Origin of the sequence: Prosthecobacter sp., from assembly GCF_044378005.1 — a bacterium.
Taxonomy (GTDB): Bacteria; Verrucomicrobiota; Verrucomicrobiia; order Verrucomicrobiales; family Verrucomicrobiaceae; genus Prosthecobacter.
The window spans coordinates 1-14,206 of record NZ_JBILYB010000150.1; the positions used below are offsets into that span (position 1 = coordinate 1).

Sequence of the window (14,206 nt, forward strand, 5' to 3'; positions counted from 1 at the left end):
ATCTACAAGGACCCGACACGCGAACTGAGCGACACGGATGAACCCCAGGTCAGCTTCACCGCTGAAATGTTCCCAGGCATCGCGCCATGATCGAAGGCTGGTGGCCCACTCACAGCCTGAGCCTGGCATCCTGTCTGGGAGCCTTGGGGTTTCCGATCCGCACGGATCTGGTGCTTGATGAGCGTAGTGGCGAGGAAGTGACCACGTTTTATGTCGGCCTTCAGTCGCTCTGGAACTCTATGACCACGGATGGCCTGAACAACGACTGGCATTCAGGCAGCCTGGAGCAGGCAGATCCTCTGCATCCATTTCTGTGTGGGCTGCGCGCCTGTCACAACGCCAACATGATCGCATCTTCGTTGCGCAACGAAGATCGCATCCGGCTCACGTTGGTAGGTGATGATCACGCCACGATCTACACGGACGGCGATGAACTGCCGAGCCTGCGTGATGCGGATGAACTGATCGAAACCACCGATGCAGGACTCGTTGCAGCGCTGGGCGTGATTGGCATTCCGATGATCGAGCATGAGAACCGCAACGCACCACCGCACAGATCGAGTGGGAGTTTTCGAGCGACTATCATAGAGATCATCCTCTCGTCATCCAGCTCGGAGCAGCACTCGGCATGACGAGCGCCGACATGGATCTGGCATGGAAGCAGGCAGCAGGGCTTTGATCTTCGTTGCGCAACGAAGTCTCAACCAAAAATGGCATCGACGAGTTTCCTCGGGCGGCGGGGCTTGGCTTTCGGCTTCTTGGGCTCAGGAGGACTCCAGCCTTTGGGTGGCATGATGGAGAACCATTCCTTGGCTTCCGGTTCCGTGACCAGTTCGCGGTAGTGCTTGAAGATGATGTCTGGTGAGTTGCCCGCCTCCAGAGCCACTTTCGCCGCGTCTTTGACGACGGCCAGACGGTAACTGATGTAGGAGTGCCGCAGCGCATTTCGAGGCCATTCCATGCCAATCTTTGCAGCCACCTTGGTGAGATCAGGCGCAACCTTGCCAACCACCTTGCCCTCGCGCGGCAACGGCTCAATCCATGCCGCCAGATTATCACTGATCGGCACGATGCGACGCGAAGCCGTCTTGGCCTGATCCGCCCTCAGCGTGATGATCCGCCGGTCCAGATCTACCGCCTTCCAGTCCAAACGCTTGATCTCAGCCATTCGCAGCCCGGCAAATCCGCCAATGGCCAGGAGCGCCAACTCCTCCGACGACGCTGCGGCAAGAAGCTTGGTCATCTCCGCTGGCTGGAAGATTTCCGTCTTCGTCTCACCCTCCTTGGCAATGGGCACCAGTTCTGCCGCCGTCGCTTCCGACTGCGGCAAGTAGCCGCGAGACTTGGCAAAGGAGAAGAACACCTTGATGCAGCGATGCAACGAATTGCGAGTCACCGGGGTGTGATTGAGGCTGCGCAGCCACCGGTCAATATCGCCAGACTTGATGATCAAAAGCTCACCTGGAAAAGCGGCGGCAAAGCGTTTCACGCTCCCAGATAGTTGGAACCGATAGACGCGGCTGAGATTGTCCTCCGCCTTGGCCCTCAGAAACTCAGCAATCAGGTCCGGCACTTTCACCCCGAGTTGCACGCCTCGATTTCGCCGCACGAACTCCTGGATGGCAGCCATCAGTGGCACATCCCCGAGCAACTGTCGGCAACGAGCGTATTCCTCAACCGCAGCCACCAGCGGCATATTGAAGGGAGCCACCAGACGTTCCGCAGCGAGATGGTTTTCTCGCTGGGCACAAGTCAGATCATTGGTGAAGGATTTACCTTCCATAATCTTGCGGGCCATCAACTGCGCCTCAGCTTTGGCCTTTTCAAGACTGCCAAAATTCCGCCGCACGCGCTTGCCGTTCAGATAAAAAGCCACAGTGTAGCAATCCCATCTGCGCACTCGGCCCTTGTAAATAGGCACCGCCACGCTGCCATGCTTGATGCTCATGAATGGCCGCCCTCTTTTCCGAGTTACTTCCTCGCTTTTACTAATTGTGTCCTGCATACCGCCGGATGGGGTGTCAACCTCCGGCAATATGCCCTCTATAACCCCTTGATTATGTGAGCCTTGGGAGGCATTCCCTTCGCAAAATGAAGGCTCTATTGTATATGATTGCCAATCGAAGCTACTTCACGAGCGGCTTCTCCGGCATCTTGGCCGCATCGACATTGCTGAGCTTCACCTTCAGCACTTCGACGCTTTGCTTGCCGCCAGCGAAGGCGATGAAGAGGCTGCCTTCGTTCTCGATGACGTGCGGGTAGTCGATGTGACGACCGCCGACGAGGTAGAGCATCTTGGTGAAGACGAGGCCGTCGGTGCTGATGGAGAGCGTGAGCGGATCGCGCTTCTTCGGGTTTGGATTCGAGACCAAGACGTAGCGTCCATCGCGGAGGCGCAGGCCGCTGATTTTGGAGGTGGCGTCGGGGAAATTGGTCTTCACGGGCGTGCTCCAGGTGCGCCCATCGTCCATCGAGAAGGCCCGGTACAGGAAGCCGCTGCGGCGGTTGTCGCGGAAGACGGCAGCGAGGGTGTTGTCCGGCAAGATCCACCAGTCGGGCTCTTCGGCCTTCAACTCAGACGCGCTGCCGAGTACGGGGTAGGATTGCCAGTCGCTGAGCGACTTCACCCCACCGACGAGGAAATGCACGCCGCTGGTTTTGTAGTCAAACATGCGGCGGGACATCATCCAGTCGCCAGTGCGCAGTTGGATGGGCGGGAAGTTGTTGATGGTGTTGTCGAAGACGAGGCCCGCATCGCGCCATTCGCCGGAGGCTTTGTCGAAGCGGAAGGCGCGGAGTTCGAGGCCTGGGCCGAAAAAGCCTGCGGCTTCATCGAGCGAGGCGAGGGCGAGCAGTTCGCCATCCCGTTTCCAAAAGCCGCGTGAGATCCAGCGCATGCCTTTGTCCGTGCGTGTGCCGTAGTGCGGCGAATCAGGGCCAGAGTTCGGCGGAATGGGTGTGAGATGCTGCGGCGTGCTCCATTTCAAGCCATCGGGGCTCGTGGCGAACTTCACACGCTGGCCCACGCGATCCTCGATACCCGGCCCATCGCTCCACATGGCCCAAAATTGTCCGTCGTGATGCACGAGGTAGTTGTGCTGGTTCACCCCGCCTGCCTTTTTGTCGAGCGTGGCGGACGAGCTGCCTTTGGCATGAACATCGCTGATGATGACGTGTTCGCTCGGGACTTTGGGAAGCGCGAGGAAGTCGAGCTGATGAGAATCCTCGGGCAACCATGTGCCCGAGAGCATGATGGGTGAGCTTGAATCAGGCGCAGCGAGTGATGAGCCGCAAAAGATCGCAGAGATCGCAAAGAGGTGGATGGAGAGTTTCATGCGGGTTCGGGTTCGATTGCCTATCGCGGCTACTTGGCGAGGCGTTGGAGCAGATCGAGCGCGGTGGCGCGAATTTTGGTTTCGGCCTCGACTTCGAGCATGCTGGAGCGGGCAGGCCAGGTCTCGTAGCCGCCCCACTGATGCTGCTGTGCGCTCGGCAGATAGCCGTAGTAGCCATTGGCGAGTTCGATGGTGAAGGTGCTGCCCTTGAATGGACTGGCTTGCTTCAACGCGAGACCGGTTTCGGCAAAGACCTCGTTTGGAATGGCGGTGATGGCGAGATCACCGATGCAAAATGCCTGCATGGGGATGGAGACGGTGTCGGGCAAGTGGACGAGAGCGAGCGCCTCGCGCGCATATATTTGCGGGCGACTGAGACGCACGAGTTTCTTGCCAGCGAATGCATTCTTTTCAGCCCAGGCGAGGCGCTCGGCATCGGGTTTGCGGACACCCAGAACCAGTTCGGTGCTGACGGTGGCGAGACGGATATCGGAGCGGTGCTTCACACTTTGCAGCGCCTTCACCGTGCCTGCGGCGAGATCGGCAGCGACGCGTTTCATCTGCTGATACGGCCCCGTTTTGCCCGGCTCGGCGGCGGGATTTCGTGCATTCACATCGCCGCTGGTGCCGTTGCTCATCATGGCGACAAATGCGGGATCTTGCTGGCCCGCATTCAGCAGTCGCGTGACCTCGACGGCATACGCGCCGAAGTAATCAGCACTGACCGTGCCGCCAGGAATGCCACCGATGTAGTGCAGGCTGTAGTTCGCCAGCAGTGCGAGCGGGCGGCCATCGGCATGCTGCACGGAGATGAAGAACACCTGCGGGTCCACCGGACCGGCGGGCTTGATCAGACCCTGTGCTCCGGGATTCATCACCACGCGCTCACCATTTTCTCCGAAGGGATTCGCGCGAGTCTCCGCGCCTTCGACAAACCAGCGGCGGTTTTGCACATAGCGCGGCTCCTCAAAGCTGCCCCAGCCGATCTGCGCAGGAGCGAGGTCATGCACGGCGCGGCGGATGCCTTCGCTGATGCGCTGCGCGAGGTAATGGAGATACTCTTTGTGCAAAGGTTCCTCGGACAAGCCGGTGACAGCGCGAGGCGTGCTGTGGCTGTGCGTCGCGGAGATGAGCACATTGCCGGGCGGGATGCCGGTGCTCTCCTGCACGAGGTTCTTCGCATGATCGATGACCTCACGGGAGATCATCGTGTTGTCCACGATGGCGAAAGCAAGTCGCGTGCTACCATCTTCGAGCACGAGGCAGCGTGCATGCAGCTCGTCATGCACATGTTTGGCTGGTCCGATCTGCATGATGGTTCCATCCAGCAGAACACCCATCAGCGGCGTGATGTTGGCGGTGGCTGCTCCAGCGCGGAGCTGAGGCTTGATCTCTTCAGCGCCAAACAGGCTGGCAGCCAGGCATGCGCAGGCGGCAATCATGAATCTGGAGGTTTTCATGGGCGTGCTTAGAGGCGGATGTCATCGAGGCCGTTCATGTCATCAAAGGAGCCGATGCCGATGCGCCCCTTGCCCAATGTTTTGTCGCGCATCGGCAATCCATTGAGGTTCGCTGCAGGCATTGTGTCTGCTCCGCATAGCGATGTGGCGGTCAGCAGCAGACGCGGGAGAAGGAGGCTGCGGAGGTGCGTTTTCATGCTGCCCAAGGAAACGCTGACGTGGAGCAAAAGCTTCCGCTTCCTCTGGTGCTTTGATTGCCGCAGTCTGATCACCGCCACCTCTGGACCGCCTGCGATGAGATCGGTCCCATCAGAGTCAAAGCTTCACAGGCTCCCATGTGATGACCTGTCTGTCCTGTTCCAGCCTGGACCGAAGCGTGTCATAGGCTACATCCTGAACTGCGGCACCACTATCCATTGCTATCACTGCCGCTGTGGCGGCGCTTTGGCTAGTGACCATGAAGACCGGCTCCATGCGGATGCTGGCAAAGGCGACGTGGCTGCTGCTGAGGGCAAAGGTGACGAGTAGGTTTTCGCATTCGCTTCGCTTCGGCACGATGGCGTCGTAACCAACGGCATAGGGCGGCGCGCCATCGCGACCTCCAGCGAGCTTGCCTTCACGAATCACCACGCCGTCCTTCACGATGCGGCGGATTTCATGCACGTCGGTGCCGTAGCTGCCGAGACCGACGGATTTCGGCACTGGCTGACGGCCAAACGTGTGATTCTCAGTCATCACGAGATCGCTGACCATGCGCCGCGCCTCGCGCACATAGATTTGGTGCGGCCAGCCGCCGTTGTCGGTGAACTCATCCTTCGGCAAACCGAAGCGCTGCATTTCCTTACGCACCTTTTCCGGCACTCGCGGATCAGTCGCGAGGAAGTGCAGCAGGCCTCGATGGTAGTTCTCGTGCTCCATGGCGATCTTTTCGCGCTGCGTGTAACTCGCCTCGGGCCATGCATGAGAAGCACCAGGTAGATTGCCGCCGAAGGTGGCCGTATTAAAATCCCACTTGTCATTCGGCAGCGGATCGTGCTTCGAAAACCAGCGCAGGTCCATGTCATCGCCGATGGCGATGCAGGCTTCGATGAACCGCGCGACGATCTCGTAGCGCTTTGGATCGTAGTCCGACGGCGGCGTGATCGGGATCATGTTTGCAGGGTTCGTCGTCAGGCAAAGGCGGAAGCAGTAAGCCTGCACGCCCGGCGCAGGATCGCCCTGCTTGCCGGGTTCGCCTTCGTTGATGAGCGGCAGCAGTCCGCTTTTCGGATCGCCCTTCACCACATACGGATCGAGCGGGAAATCACGATCCCACACGCCCTGACCACCCGGCACACGGCCATGCGGCCCCGGTTTGAGGTGGTTTGTGCGCGGGACGTATTTCTCCGTGTAATGAATGCCATTGAGCGTCTCGCCATACTTCGCATTGCCTTCGCGCATGAGCGTGCAGCTCACACCGGCCTTCGCCATCAGATCGCCCTCGTAACTCGTGTCGATGAAGACCTTCGCACGAAACACATCGCCATTCTCCATGACGAGTTCGGTGATGTGCGCGCCGTTCTTCTTCACCGAGGCCAGCCGCGCTCCGAAATGCACCTTCACGCCTGCTTCCTTCGCCATGTCGGTGAAAACCTGCTCCGCCTGGTGCGGCTCGATGGCATAGGCACCGCCCGTGGCCGGACCGCCGCCTTCGCTTTTGAACGCCTTGTCCCAGGCCAGCGTGACACCCACCGTCGCCGCCAACTTCGTAAAATACTCCCGCGCAATGCCGCCGACGCTGCGTGGATCGCCGATGTCCACCGCGCTCAACCCACCGCTGGTCATTCCACCGAGATGCCGCCCCGGTTCGGCAATGACAACCGACTTTCCCATCCGCGCCGCCTGCACTGCCGCCGCCACTCCACCGCTGGTGCCGCCATAGACGCAGAGATCGGATTCGATGACTTCAGCCGCGCATGTGGATGCAATGAAGGCCAGGACGAGCAGGAAAGATTTCATAAGGTTGGATTGAATCAGACGAACCAACTTCGCGCGCCTTGCTGGTCAAGAAGCCTGACCAACCGCGAGATCGACAAACACGACAGTAACCGGATCACCGTTTTTTTGCGTCACTTCGAGGCTGTTCTTGCCATCGCGCAGCAGTTTGGCGGGAATGGTCCACGCGCTCAGTTCATCCGGTTTCGCGATCATGGATGGATAAGGCACGGCAAACGGCTCGGAGACATCGCTGGTAGCCGAAACAGCTTCTCCGTTGAAAGTGGCCGTCCATTCGGAGTTCGCGAGACTCTTGTTGGCCTGAATACGAACACGCACATCGCCTCGAGGTGAGGCGAGATCGAAGTTGAACTTCGCGGGCTTGCCCGGCTCGATCTTGCGCGGCACGGGCAAAGGCTTCGCGCCGGGTGAGCGCCAGCCGGAGGCGATGAACCAATGCTGCGGCTGTTTGGCGAGGGTTTGTGGATCACCCAGAGCCTTGAGCGCCTCAAACGGCGGCTCACCAAAAAGCCCGCGGCCTTCGCCCTGACCGTGCTGGCGATAGTAGGCAAAGTTGAACAGGCTGATCCCATCGGCACCGCGTGCATACGCGAGATGTGCGGAGGTTTGCAGATGCTCTCGCGTCGCTCGACGGAATGGAAACACATCGTAACCGGCCTGCACTTTGTCTCCTTTCCAGATCGTGTGACACAGCTCGAAGTAGAGCGCCGCGCCTTCGGTTTGCTTTCGAATCGCGGCGAGATCGTGCTGCTGGGTGGTGAAGTAATGCGCGGAGGCGTTCACCATGTCGAGTCCGGCGGCGACGAGTGCTTTCAAATCAAGCCCGAGTGCATCCAGCGCGGGCAAGTAGCACGGCACGCGGGCGGAGAGCCAGCGCTTTGGACCGATCATCTGCCGCACTTCTTTGACGAGGTCTGTCATGATGGCTCGACGTTGCTCCAGCGGTGTCTCCTCGCGGAAGTAGCTGTAGAAGCGTAGGAAATCGAGTTCCAGGCCGTCGAGGTCGTAGTTCTCACACAGCTCTCGAATCAGCGCGAGCTTCTGTGCCCGCACCTCGGGCACGGCGAAGTTTTGCACGAGATCTGCACCACGCTGAGAGCCAGGCTTGATGCGATGCTCGGGATGTTCGGCATAGAATCGCGTCACACTCATGCCTATGCTGCTGCTCGGTTTGTCGCCGGGCTTGGGATCGACGAACTCCTTGTGATGCGCGTCGTTCATGCGAAACGAGATGAACGCCGCCTGACCTTTGGCGCGGCAGCGGTCGATGAAAACTTTCACCACATCGCCACCATTGAGCACGAACTGGCCGAACGAATCCGGCTTTTGCCCATAGCGCTCTTTGATCCACGCATAGTGCTCCGCGAGCGGCAGCACCTTGCTCGGCCACATCGGCGCCATGCCAAGGCCTGGCTGCAGGAAGTGCGCGTCCACAAGGCCCGCGACTTCATCCACGCTGGCTTCGAGCATCTCTTTGCGGAATGGCTCACGTGCCGCATGAAACGGACTGACGCAGGAGGTGATGTTTGTCGTGTCATTGCTGTAGAGCACGCGGAAGGGCGGCTTCGGTTTAGAATCATCCGCCAGCAGGGGCGCGGCAGCGGAGAGTGCCAGGAAGTGGCGTCGATTCATGGCTGCGCCCCTTCCCACCCGCTCTTCAATTGCTCAGCGAGTTGCTTCACGGTCTCGGCGTGTGCAGCTTCACCCGCGAGGTTCGTCATCTCCTGCGGATCGTTCGTTTCATCATACAGCTCGGTGCCGACGAGATTCTGCTTCGGATCACGCCATTCGCTGTAGCGCCAGCGATCGGTGCGGATGCTGCGGCCCATGATGGGCGGTTTGCCGGGGCGCAGGTATTGGCTGAAGGCGGCTCTTTTCCACGCTTGATCAGGCTTTTCGAGCACTGGCGCGAAGCTGGTGCCTTCGAGATGTTTTGGCAGCGGCAGATTACAAAGTTCGGCGAGTGTGGGATAAAGATCGACCAGCTCCACGAGCGCCCGCGAACGTTGGCCAACCGTTTTCATGCCGGGAGCGCTCACAATGAGCGGGACGCGCGTTCCAAACTCGAAGTTGGTCATCTTGGTGAAGACGCCGTTTTCGCCGAGGTGGTAGCCGTGATCGCCCCAGAGCACGACGAGCGTGTTTTCACGCAACCCGAGCCGGTCCAGCTCATCGAGCACTCGACCGAGCTGCGCATCCATGAAGCTCACGCAGGCGCGGTAGCCGCGTATCAAGTTCAGCGCCATCGTGTCGGGCACATCGCCTTTCGGCGGCACGGTGCCGTAGCTGCGCAGCTCGTAGTTGTTATGAAAAGCAGGCTCCGGTGCGTTCCTTGGGCGCGCAGCATTCGCTGCGAGTTGAATCGTGTCTGCCGGATACAGATCCCAATACTTCTGCGGACAAGTGAACGGCAGATGCGGCTTCACAAAGCCGACACCGAGGAAGAAGGGCTTCCCATCGGCCTTGAGCCGCTTCAGCGTCTCGATGGCCTTCAATGCCGTCTGCGCATCGGGATAGGAGTCGTCAGCTTCATCCGCAGCCTCAAAAGGCGCGGCACGCAGTTGCTTCGGCTGCTTGTCCTTTGGCAGTGCCTTGAGCTGCTTCACATAGTCGAGCGACTCTTTCGTGAACCAATGCCGATACGGCTCGCCGTGATACCACGAAGGTTCGCTCCATGACTGGGGATCATCGCCCGGCTCTTTCTCGCTGTGATGGAAGACTTTGCCCAGCGAGAGGCTGGTGTAGCCATGGCCTTTAAAATACTGCGGCAGCGTGATCACATCCGGCATGTTGCGTCGCATGAAGTGCTGATTGTCGAGCACGCCGGTCGTGTCCGGCCTCGTGCCGCTGAGCACGCTGCTGCGCGAGGGATTGCAGACAGCGACTTGGCAATACGCGCGCTCAAACAGCATCCCGCTGGCGGCGAGACGATCTAGGTGTGGCGTCTTCATGTGCGCCGCGCCGTAGCAGCCGAGTTCAGGGCGCAGATCATCGACGGCGACAAAAAGGACATTGAGCGGCTTCGCCGCGAATGACGAATGCAGAATGGCTAATAACGAAAGGAGGATGAGTAGTCGGCGCATAACATCAGGGGACTTTCTTCTTGGCCTCTGCCTCGCGGAGGCGCTGAACTTTGGGTTTATAGCCGGCGGAGAGGTTGGTTTGAGTGGAGCGGAGGTGGGTGAGGAGCTTTTCACGCATCAGGTTCAACGTTTCGCGATGCTGTGGCTCGGCAGCGAGGTCGTGCTGCTCCAGTGGATCGGCTTCGAGATCGAAGAGATATTCGCGCTCTTCGTCGGCCCAGTATTTGAAGCGATCATCACGCGCCATCATGCGTAGCGGCACTTTGTCGCCGATTTCGCTGATGGCGATGGGGCGAATACGATCTTTTTTTACCGGTGGCGATGGGCAGCAACGATTTGGCGAAGCGTCCGGGTGTGAGTTCGCCGCTGACGGCTTCGACGATGGTGGGATAAACATCCATCAGCTGCACCGGTGCTTTACTGCGGCCCGTTTTGACATGGCCGGGCCAGCGCACGAAGAGCGGCACGCGCACGGACTCTTCATAGAAGCGGCCTTTCGTCAGGTAGCCGTGCGCGCCCATCATCTCGCCATGATCGGCGGTGAAAATAACGAGGGTGTTGTCCCAAGTGCCGCGCGTCTTCATCGCTTCGGCCAACTTGCCAACACAGTCATCCACGAGGGCCATTTTCCCGAGGTAGTTCGCCAGCATGGCTCGTGTTTCCGCGTGATCGAGCGCGTGACCTTCGCGCAGATACTTCTCCGGCACGTTCGCGGGCAGCGTGAGCTTTTCGGGATCGAACATCGTGGCGTAATCGTCCGGCGCATCGAGCGGCGGATGTGGCGAGTGAAGGCTCACCACGAGGCACATAGGCTTCTCCTTCGGCTGAGCACCGATGAAATCGACCGCGAGGCCGGTGGTGAACCAGTCATGGTAGTCCTCCGTTTTGACCACGCTTGCACGCGGCGCGAACTCGCCCTTCACATAGCGTCCGTGCAGATCGTCGGCCACAGTCTGAAGCAGGCCGAGCTTTTGCAAATGCTGCGAGTAGGGATCGCGGCCCTTCGTCGAGTCCGGCGGGCCGGGAATGTCCGCCACATGATCGAGGCCGAGTGCTTTAAAGAGTGCGCCGCTGTTCTTGAACTGCTCATGCCACGCCGGGCCGGCGGTCCAGTGCGTCTTGCCGATCTGTGCCGTGGTCAGACCCGCACGCTGGATGTCGCGAAACATCGGCGCGTCGTCCGGCTGCGGAAAGTAGCCCGCTGCATTGCCCCACAAGCCGTGGCAGCTGTTGTGAGGGTAAAGTCCGGTCAACAGCGATACCCGTGCTGGCATGCACACAGGTGAGGTGGTGTAGCAGGCGTCAAAAATCATGCCCTCCCGTGCGATGCGGTCGAGATGCGGCGTGAGCACCTCTTTGTTGTCCCAACTCACATAGCGTGGGCTCCATTGGTCCGCGATGACGACGAGCACATCAGGCTTCTCGGCTGCGGTGAGCAAAGGGCTGAGGGCGAAGAGTGAAAAAACGAGCGCGCGTCGCATGATCGCTTTGAACGCAAAATGGACGGGGTTGTGTCGTTCAATCGACGGGCAGGTGTAGCTATTCGGTCGTGAACGCACCTCACTCTTTCCGCCACACGACACCGGACTGCTCCACTGTCACACCCTCGCCACGGACGACGATGTCCTTGTCCTGATGATGAATGACGCAATTCGTCACGCGGTGCGATTTGCCATCGAAGAAGAAGGCGGCGTTCACGTTGTGATGCAGCTCGCAGTTCGTGTAGGTGGTGACGGAGTCATTCACATCGGCCACGCCGCCCGCCGAGGAGCCATTCCAGGCGATCTCGGAGTCCACCACATCCATCTGCACCGTTTCGTGAGCACTGATGCCCTCGTCGCCATTGGAGAACGCTTTCACATTCTCCAGCCGGATGCCGACACGATTGCCGTGGATGTTGAAACCGTCGTTCGCGGCATGCTTGGCGATGACATTGCGCACGGTGATGTAAGAGCAGGCGATCACTACGCCGCTCGCCAAACCCGGCGGTGGCTGGAAGATGTGCGCCTCGCCTGGTTGCTTGTCTTTGGGCCAGCGGAAGTAGAGCGAACCATCCTCCGCCCAGCCCACCTGACCCGGCAGCAGGGCTTTGGGGGCCACAAAGATGACTTTCTTCGCGACGCCAGATTGCTTCTCGGCTGCGCGATCTCGTGTGATCCGCAGCGGCACCTCGTCGATGAACAATCCGGCGCGCTGCTCGTCGTCCACCGGCGGATGACCTTTCAGCGGCCCGCGCGAGGTCCACACGTCGCCTTCCTTGATCCAATCGTGCGCCGTGATGTCGATACCGAGGTCGATGATCATGCCCTGGCCATCAAACACCGCCGGTTTCTCCGCTGTGCCGCCTTGGGACAGGATGAGTGGTTTGCGGCGGATTTCCTGGGCATGAAGCGAAACCATCAGGACGGCGAGCAGAAACAACGGAGGGGTGAGATAACGCATCGTTAGGGAAAACTGCTTCGAAGCTCAGCTTCTATCTTGGCACGGCACCCCTACTCCTTCTGGGTCACTTTGACCTTCTCGAATTCGGCGGTCCTTCGCTGTGGCAAAAGTGAAGGCGACGAATACCACTGCGAAACCTACGGCGGCGAGCGCGGCCCGCCCTTCAACAAGCCCTTTGATCCTTCGGCGGACGAGAAGAGGTGAGGCGAATAAGCCTCGGTCGGACTCCATATCTCGTCAGCGCCTCGACATAGTTCTTTGCCTCACGGCACCCTTTTGAACTTCTTGAAGTCGGGCTTCCGTTTCTCGACGAAGGCGGTTTTGCCTTACGTTGGCTTCTTCGCTCATGCAGTAGAGCAGGGTGGCGTTGCCGGCGAGGTCGAGGAGGGCAGGGAGTGTTGGAATCGAGCTTGATAAGGAACGTTTCAACGATCCGTTCCTGAGCAGGCCATGCTTAACGCCCTCTCATGACAACTGCCGACCTCGAATCCGCCCTGGCCATGGTGAGGCTGGAGACTGACCTGAGCGCCAAGTCCCTGCTCCTCGCAGGCGTCGTCTCCGAACTCTTCCGTGAGCGCGGTTTCGAGCCCGTGGTCGTCGGCGGTTCCGCCATCGAGTTTTACACGGATGGGGCCTACATGTCCGGCGATACCGACATCTGCTGGGCCGGCTGGCCCCAGCCCACCACCGAGCAGCGGGAGGCGATCATGCGCCAGATCCCCGGCATCATCTCCCACGGCGGTGCCAAAAGCTGGTGCATCGAAGGTCTGTGGGTCGATCTGCTCGGGGAGATCGATTACCGGGCCGAAAAGGAACTGGTGAAGTTCAGCACACCCGTGGGATCCGTCGTTTTGATCCCCGTGGAAGACGCCCTGGTCGGGCGAGTCTATGCCGCACGGCGCTGGGTCAGCGGTTACGATGAAAAGGACGACGACTGCGCCAAGAAGCTCATGTCCGCCGCTCTCAGCGGCAGTGTTCCCATCGATTGGGACGAAGCCCTTTGCGTCGCAGCCTCGTCCAAATACAACTGCGTGAAGGAGTTCAATGAGGTGCGTGCGGAGGTGGAATCTGAACTGGCGAACCTCCCCAAAGGCGATAAATTCAATCCATGACGGACACGAAGTTATTCATCCGCCCCGAGCGGGTCATCACCTGGGAGCAGTGGCAGGCAGGCCGTGCCGAGAGGCGACGGCTCGGCAACCTCGTCGCCCCGGCGGTGATTCGTCGTGAGAAAAGTGAGGGCGACGAATACCTCCGCGAAACCTACGGCGGCGAGCGCGGCCCGCCCTTCAACAAGCCGTTTGATCCCTCGGCGGATGAGAAGAAGTGACTCAGCCACGCCTATGCTTATGCGTTCCTCCCCTCCTGTCAAAAAGTCTGGGTCCACCTCCGCGCCGTCAACTCCCGCGGCAAAAGCAACTGGAGCGATCCAGCGTGCAAGCGGGTGCCGTGAGAACCCCCAGATGTTTTCAATGATCACTCTCTTATCACTCACCTCAATTGTGGACGAATCTGATTCGTCCACAATTGAGTGTGGCTAAACAACGCTCTGCCTAAAAAGATGTCTCGCGATGATTGGTTCCGCAGGAAGACGTGGTCTCAGGAAGACGAGACTGAGTTCTTCGCGCGCCTGAAACGCTCACGCGGGCAGTTTCACAAGGCACAATACCTCCGGATACAGGCGACCTATTTGGAGGACGACTATCCTGAGACTGCGCTTCGCCTACTTGACATGGTGATCGAGGAGTATCCGGAGCCCTTCGAACTAGGCGGTGTTTGAAAACCCTCAACAACCGTATCTGAGCCAGTCGATGATGGAGGCGAATTGAATGAGGGAGAGGAAGTGAAGGGCAAGCTTGTCGCGCCTTGTGCTTGAGCAGGCCCAACGTTT

The 14,206-nt window shown here is 59.6% G+C and carries 14 protein-coding genes and 1 pseudogene; 4 read left to right on the plus strand and 11 right to left on the minus strand.

Annotation, left to right across the window (positions count from 1 at the left end):
• Positions 1-86: 86 nt before the first annotated feature.
• Positions 87-632 carry a hypothetical protein gene (locus tag AC6FTP_RS21535; RefSeq protein WP_497208972.1) on the plus strand — a complete coding sequence of 182 codons (546 nt, stop codon included), beginning with the start codon at positions 87-89 and terminating at the stop codon, positions 630-632.
• A gap of 68 nt (positions 633-700) precedes the next feature.
• Here the strand turns inward: AC6FTP_RS21535 and AC6FTP_RS21540 are convergent, their stop codons facing one another.
• The 10 genes from AC6FTP_RS21540 to AC6FTP_RS21585 form a co-directional block, all read right to left on the minus strand.
• Positions 701-1,948 carry a tyrosine-type recombinase/integrase gene (locus AC6FTP_RS21540; protein ID WP_497208973.1) on the minus strand — a complete coding sequence of 416 codons (1,248 nt, stop codon included), beginning with the start codon at positions 1,946-1,948 and terminating at the stop codon, positions 701-703.
• Between the two features lie 178 nt (positions 1,949-2,126).
• Positions 2,127-3,335, minus strand: a complete 1,209-nt coding sequence (locus tag AC6FTP_RS21545) for an exo-alpha-sialidase (protein ID WP_497208974.1) — start codon at positions 3,333-3,335, stop codon at positions 2,127-2,129.
• A gap of 29 nt (positions 3,336-3,364) precedes the next feature.
• Positions 3,365-4,795, minus strand: coding sequence for a neutral/alkaline non-lysosomal ceramidase N-terminal domain-containing protein (locus AC6FTP_RS21550; protein ID WP_497208975.1), 1,431 nt, complete (start codon positions 4,793-4,795; stop codon positions 3,365-3,367).
• A gap of 8 nt (positions 4,796-4,803) precedes the next feature.
• Positions 4,804-4,992: a hypothetical protein gene (locus AC6FTP_RS21555; RefSeq protein WP_497208976.1), complete on the minus strand. Its 189-nt coding sequence runs from the start codon at positions 4,990-4,992 to the stop codon at positions 4,804-4,806.
• A gap of 118 nt (positions 4,993-5,110) precedes the next feature.
• Positions 5,111-6,793: an FAD-dependent oxidoreductase gene (locus tag AC6FTP_RS21560; protein ID WP_497208977.1), complete on the minus strand. Its 1,683-nt coding sequence runs from the start codon at positions 6,791-6,793 to the stop codon at positions 5,111-5,113.
• A gap of 45 nt (positions 6,794-6,838) precedes the next feature.
• The gene (locus tag AC6FTP_RS21565) at positions 6,839-8,422 is read right to left on the minus strand and encodes a hypothetical protein (protein WP_497208978.1); all 1,584 of its coding nucleotides are present in this window, start codon (positions 8,420-8,422) and stop codon (positions 6,839-6,841) included.
• Positions 8,419-9,873, minus strand: a complete 1,455-nt coding sequence (locus AC6FTP_RS21570) for a sulfatase (RefSeq protein ID WP_497208979.1) — start codon at positions 9,871-9,873, stop codon at positions 8,419-8,421. Before AC6FTP_RS21570 ends, AC6FTP_RS21565 begins: the two co-directional genes overlap by 4 nt.
• A gap of 4 nt (positions 9,874-9,877) precedes the next feature.
• Positions 9,878-10,123 (minus strand): hypothetical protein, encoded by a 246-nt coding sequence (locus AC6FTP_RS21575; protein ID WP_497208980.1) that lies wholly within the window; start codon positions 10,121-10,123, stop codon positions 9,878-9,880.
• Positions 10,110-11,354, minus strand: coding sequence for a sulfatase family protein (locus AC6FTP_RS21580; protein ID WP_497208981.1), 1,245 nt, complete (start codon positions 11,352-11,354; stop codon positions 10,110-10,112). Before AC6FTP_RS21580 ends, AC6FTP_RS21575 begins: the two co-directional genes overlap by 14 nt.
• Positions 11,355-11,433: 79 nt before the next feature.
• On the minus strand, positions 11,434-12,315 hold the full coding sequence (locus tag AC6FTP_RS21585; protein ID WP_497208982.1) for a right-handed parallel beta-helix repeat-containing protein: 882 nt from the start codon (positions 12,313-12,315) through the stop codon (positions 11,434-11,436).
• Between the two features lie 36 nt (positions 12,316-12,351).
• Between AC6FTP_RS21585 and AC6FTP_RS21590 the strand changes: the two genes are divergently transcribed.
• Complete coding sequence (locus AC6FTP_RS21590) at positions 12,352-12,519, plus strand: hypothetical protein (RefSeq protein ID WP_497208983.1); 168 nt, start codon at positions 12,352-12,354, stop codon at positions 12,517-12,519.
• 59 nt (positions 12,520-12,578) lie between these two features.
• On the opposite strand, the pseudogene AC6FTP_RS21595 reads toward AC6FTP_RS21590, so the two are convergent.
• A pseudogene (locus AC6FTP_RS21595) lies at positions 12,579-12,702 on the minus strand (1,4-dihydroxy-2-naphthoyl-CoA synthase); the annotation flags it as partial.
• Positions 12,703-12,782: 80 nt separating this feature from the next.
• Between AC6FTP_RS21595 and AC6FTP_RS21600 the strand changes: the two are divergent.
• Positions 12,783-13,427 (plus strand): hypothetical protein, encoded by a 645-nt coding sequence (locus AC6FTP_RS21600; RefSeq protein ID WP_497208984.1) that lies wholly within the window; start codon positions 12,783-12,785, stop codon positions 13,425-13,427.
• Entirely contained in the window at positions 13,424-13,645 is a 222-nt protein-coding gene (locus AC6FTP_RS21605) for a hypothetical protein (protein WP_497208985.1), read from the plus strand. Before AC6FTP_RS21600 ends, AC6FTP_RS21605 begins: the two co-directional genes overlap by 4 nt.
• Positions 13,646-14,206 lie beyond the last annotated feature (561 nt).

Coding starts and splice junctions, on each gene's coding strand:
- AC6FTP_RS21535 (WP_497208972.1), top strand. CDS start 87: ATGATCGAAGGCTGGTGGCCCACTCACAGCCTGAGCCTGGCATCCTGT.
- AC6FTP_RS21540 (WP_497208973.1), bottom strand. CDS start 1,948: ATGAGCATCAAGCATGGCAGCGTGGCGGTGCCTATTTACAAGGGCCGA.
- AC6FTP_RS21545 (WP_497208974.1), bottom strand. CDS start 3,335: ATGAAACTCTCCATCCACCTCTTTGCGATCTCTGCGATCTTTTGCGGC.
- AC6FTP_RS21550 (WP_497208975.1), bottom strand. CDS start 4,795: ATGAAAACCTCCAGATTCATGATTGCCGCCTGCGCATGCCTGGCTGCC.
- AC6FTP_RS21555 (WP_497208976.1), bottom strand. CDS start 4,992: ATGAAAACGCACCTCCGCAGCCTCCTTCTCCCGCGTCTGCTGCTGACC.
- AC6FTP_RS21560 (WP_497208977.1), bottom strand. CDS start 6,793: ATGAAATCTTTCCTGCTCGTCCTGGCCTTCATTGCATCCACATGCGCG.
- AC6FTP_RS21565 (WP_497208978.1), bottom strand. CDS start 8,422: ATGAATCGACGCCACTTCCTGGCACTCTCCGCTGCCGCGCCCCTGCTG.
- AC6FTP_RS21570 (WP_497208979.1), bottom strand. CDS start 9,873: ATGCGCCGACTACTCATCCTCCTTTCGTTATTAGCCATTCTGCATTCG.
- AC6FTP_RS21575 (WP_497208980.1), bottom strand. CDS start 10,123: ATGATGGCGCGTGATGATCGCTTCAAATACTGGGCCGACGAAGAGCGC.
- AC6FTP_RS21580 (WP_497208981.1), bottom strand. CDS start 11,354: ATGCGACGCGCGCTCGTTTTTTCACTCTTCGCCCTCAGCCCTTTGCTC.
- AC6FTP_RS21585 (WP_497208982.1), bottom strand. CDS start 12,315: ATGCGTTATCTCACCCCTCCGTTGTTTCTGCTCGCCGTCCTGATGGTT.
- AC6FTP_RS21600 (WP_497208984.1), top strand. CDS start 12,783: ATGACAACTGCCGACCTCGAATCCGCCCTGGCCATGGTGAGGCTGGAG.
- AC6FTP_RS21605 (WP_497208985.1), top strand. CDS start 13,424: ATGACGGACACGAAGTTATTCATCCGCCCCGAGCGGGTCATCACCTGG.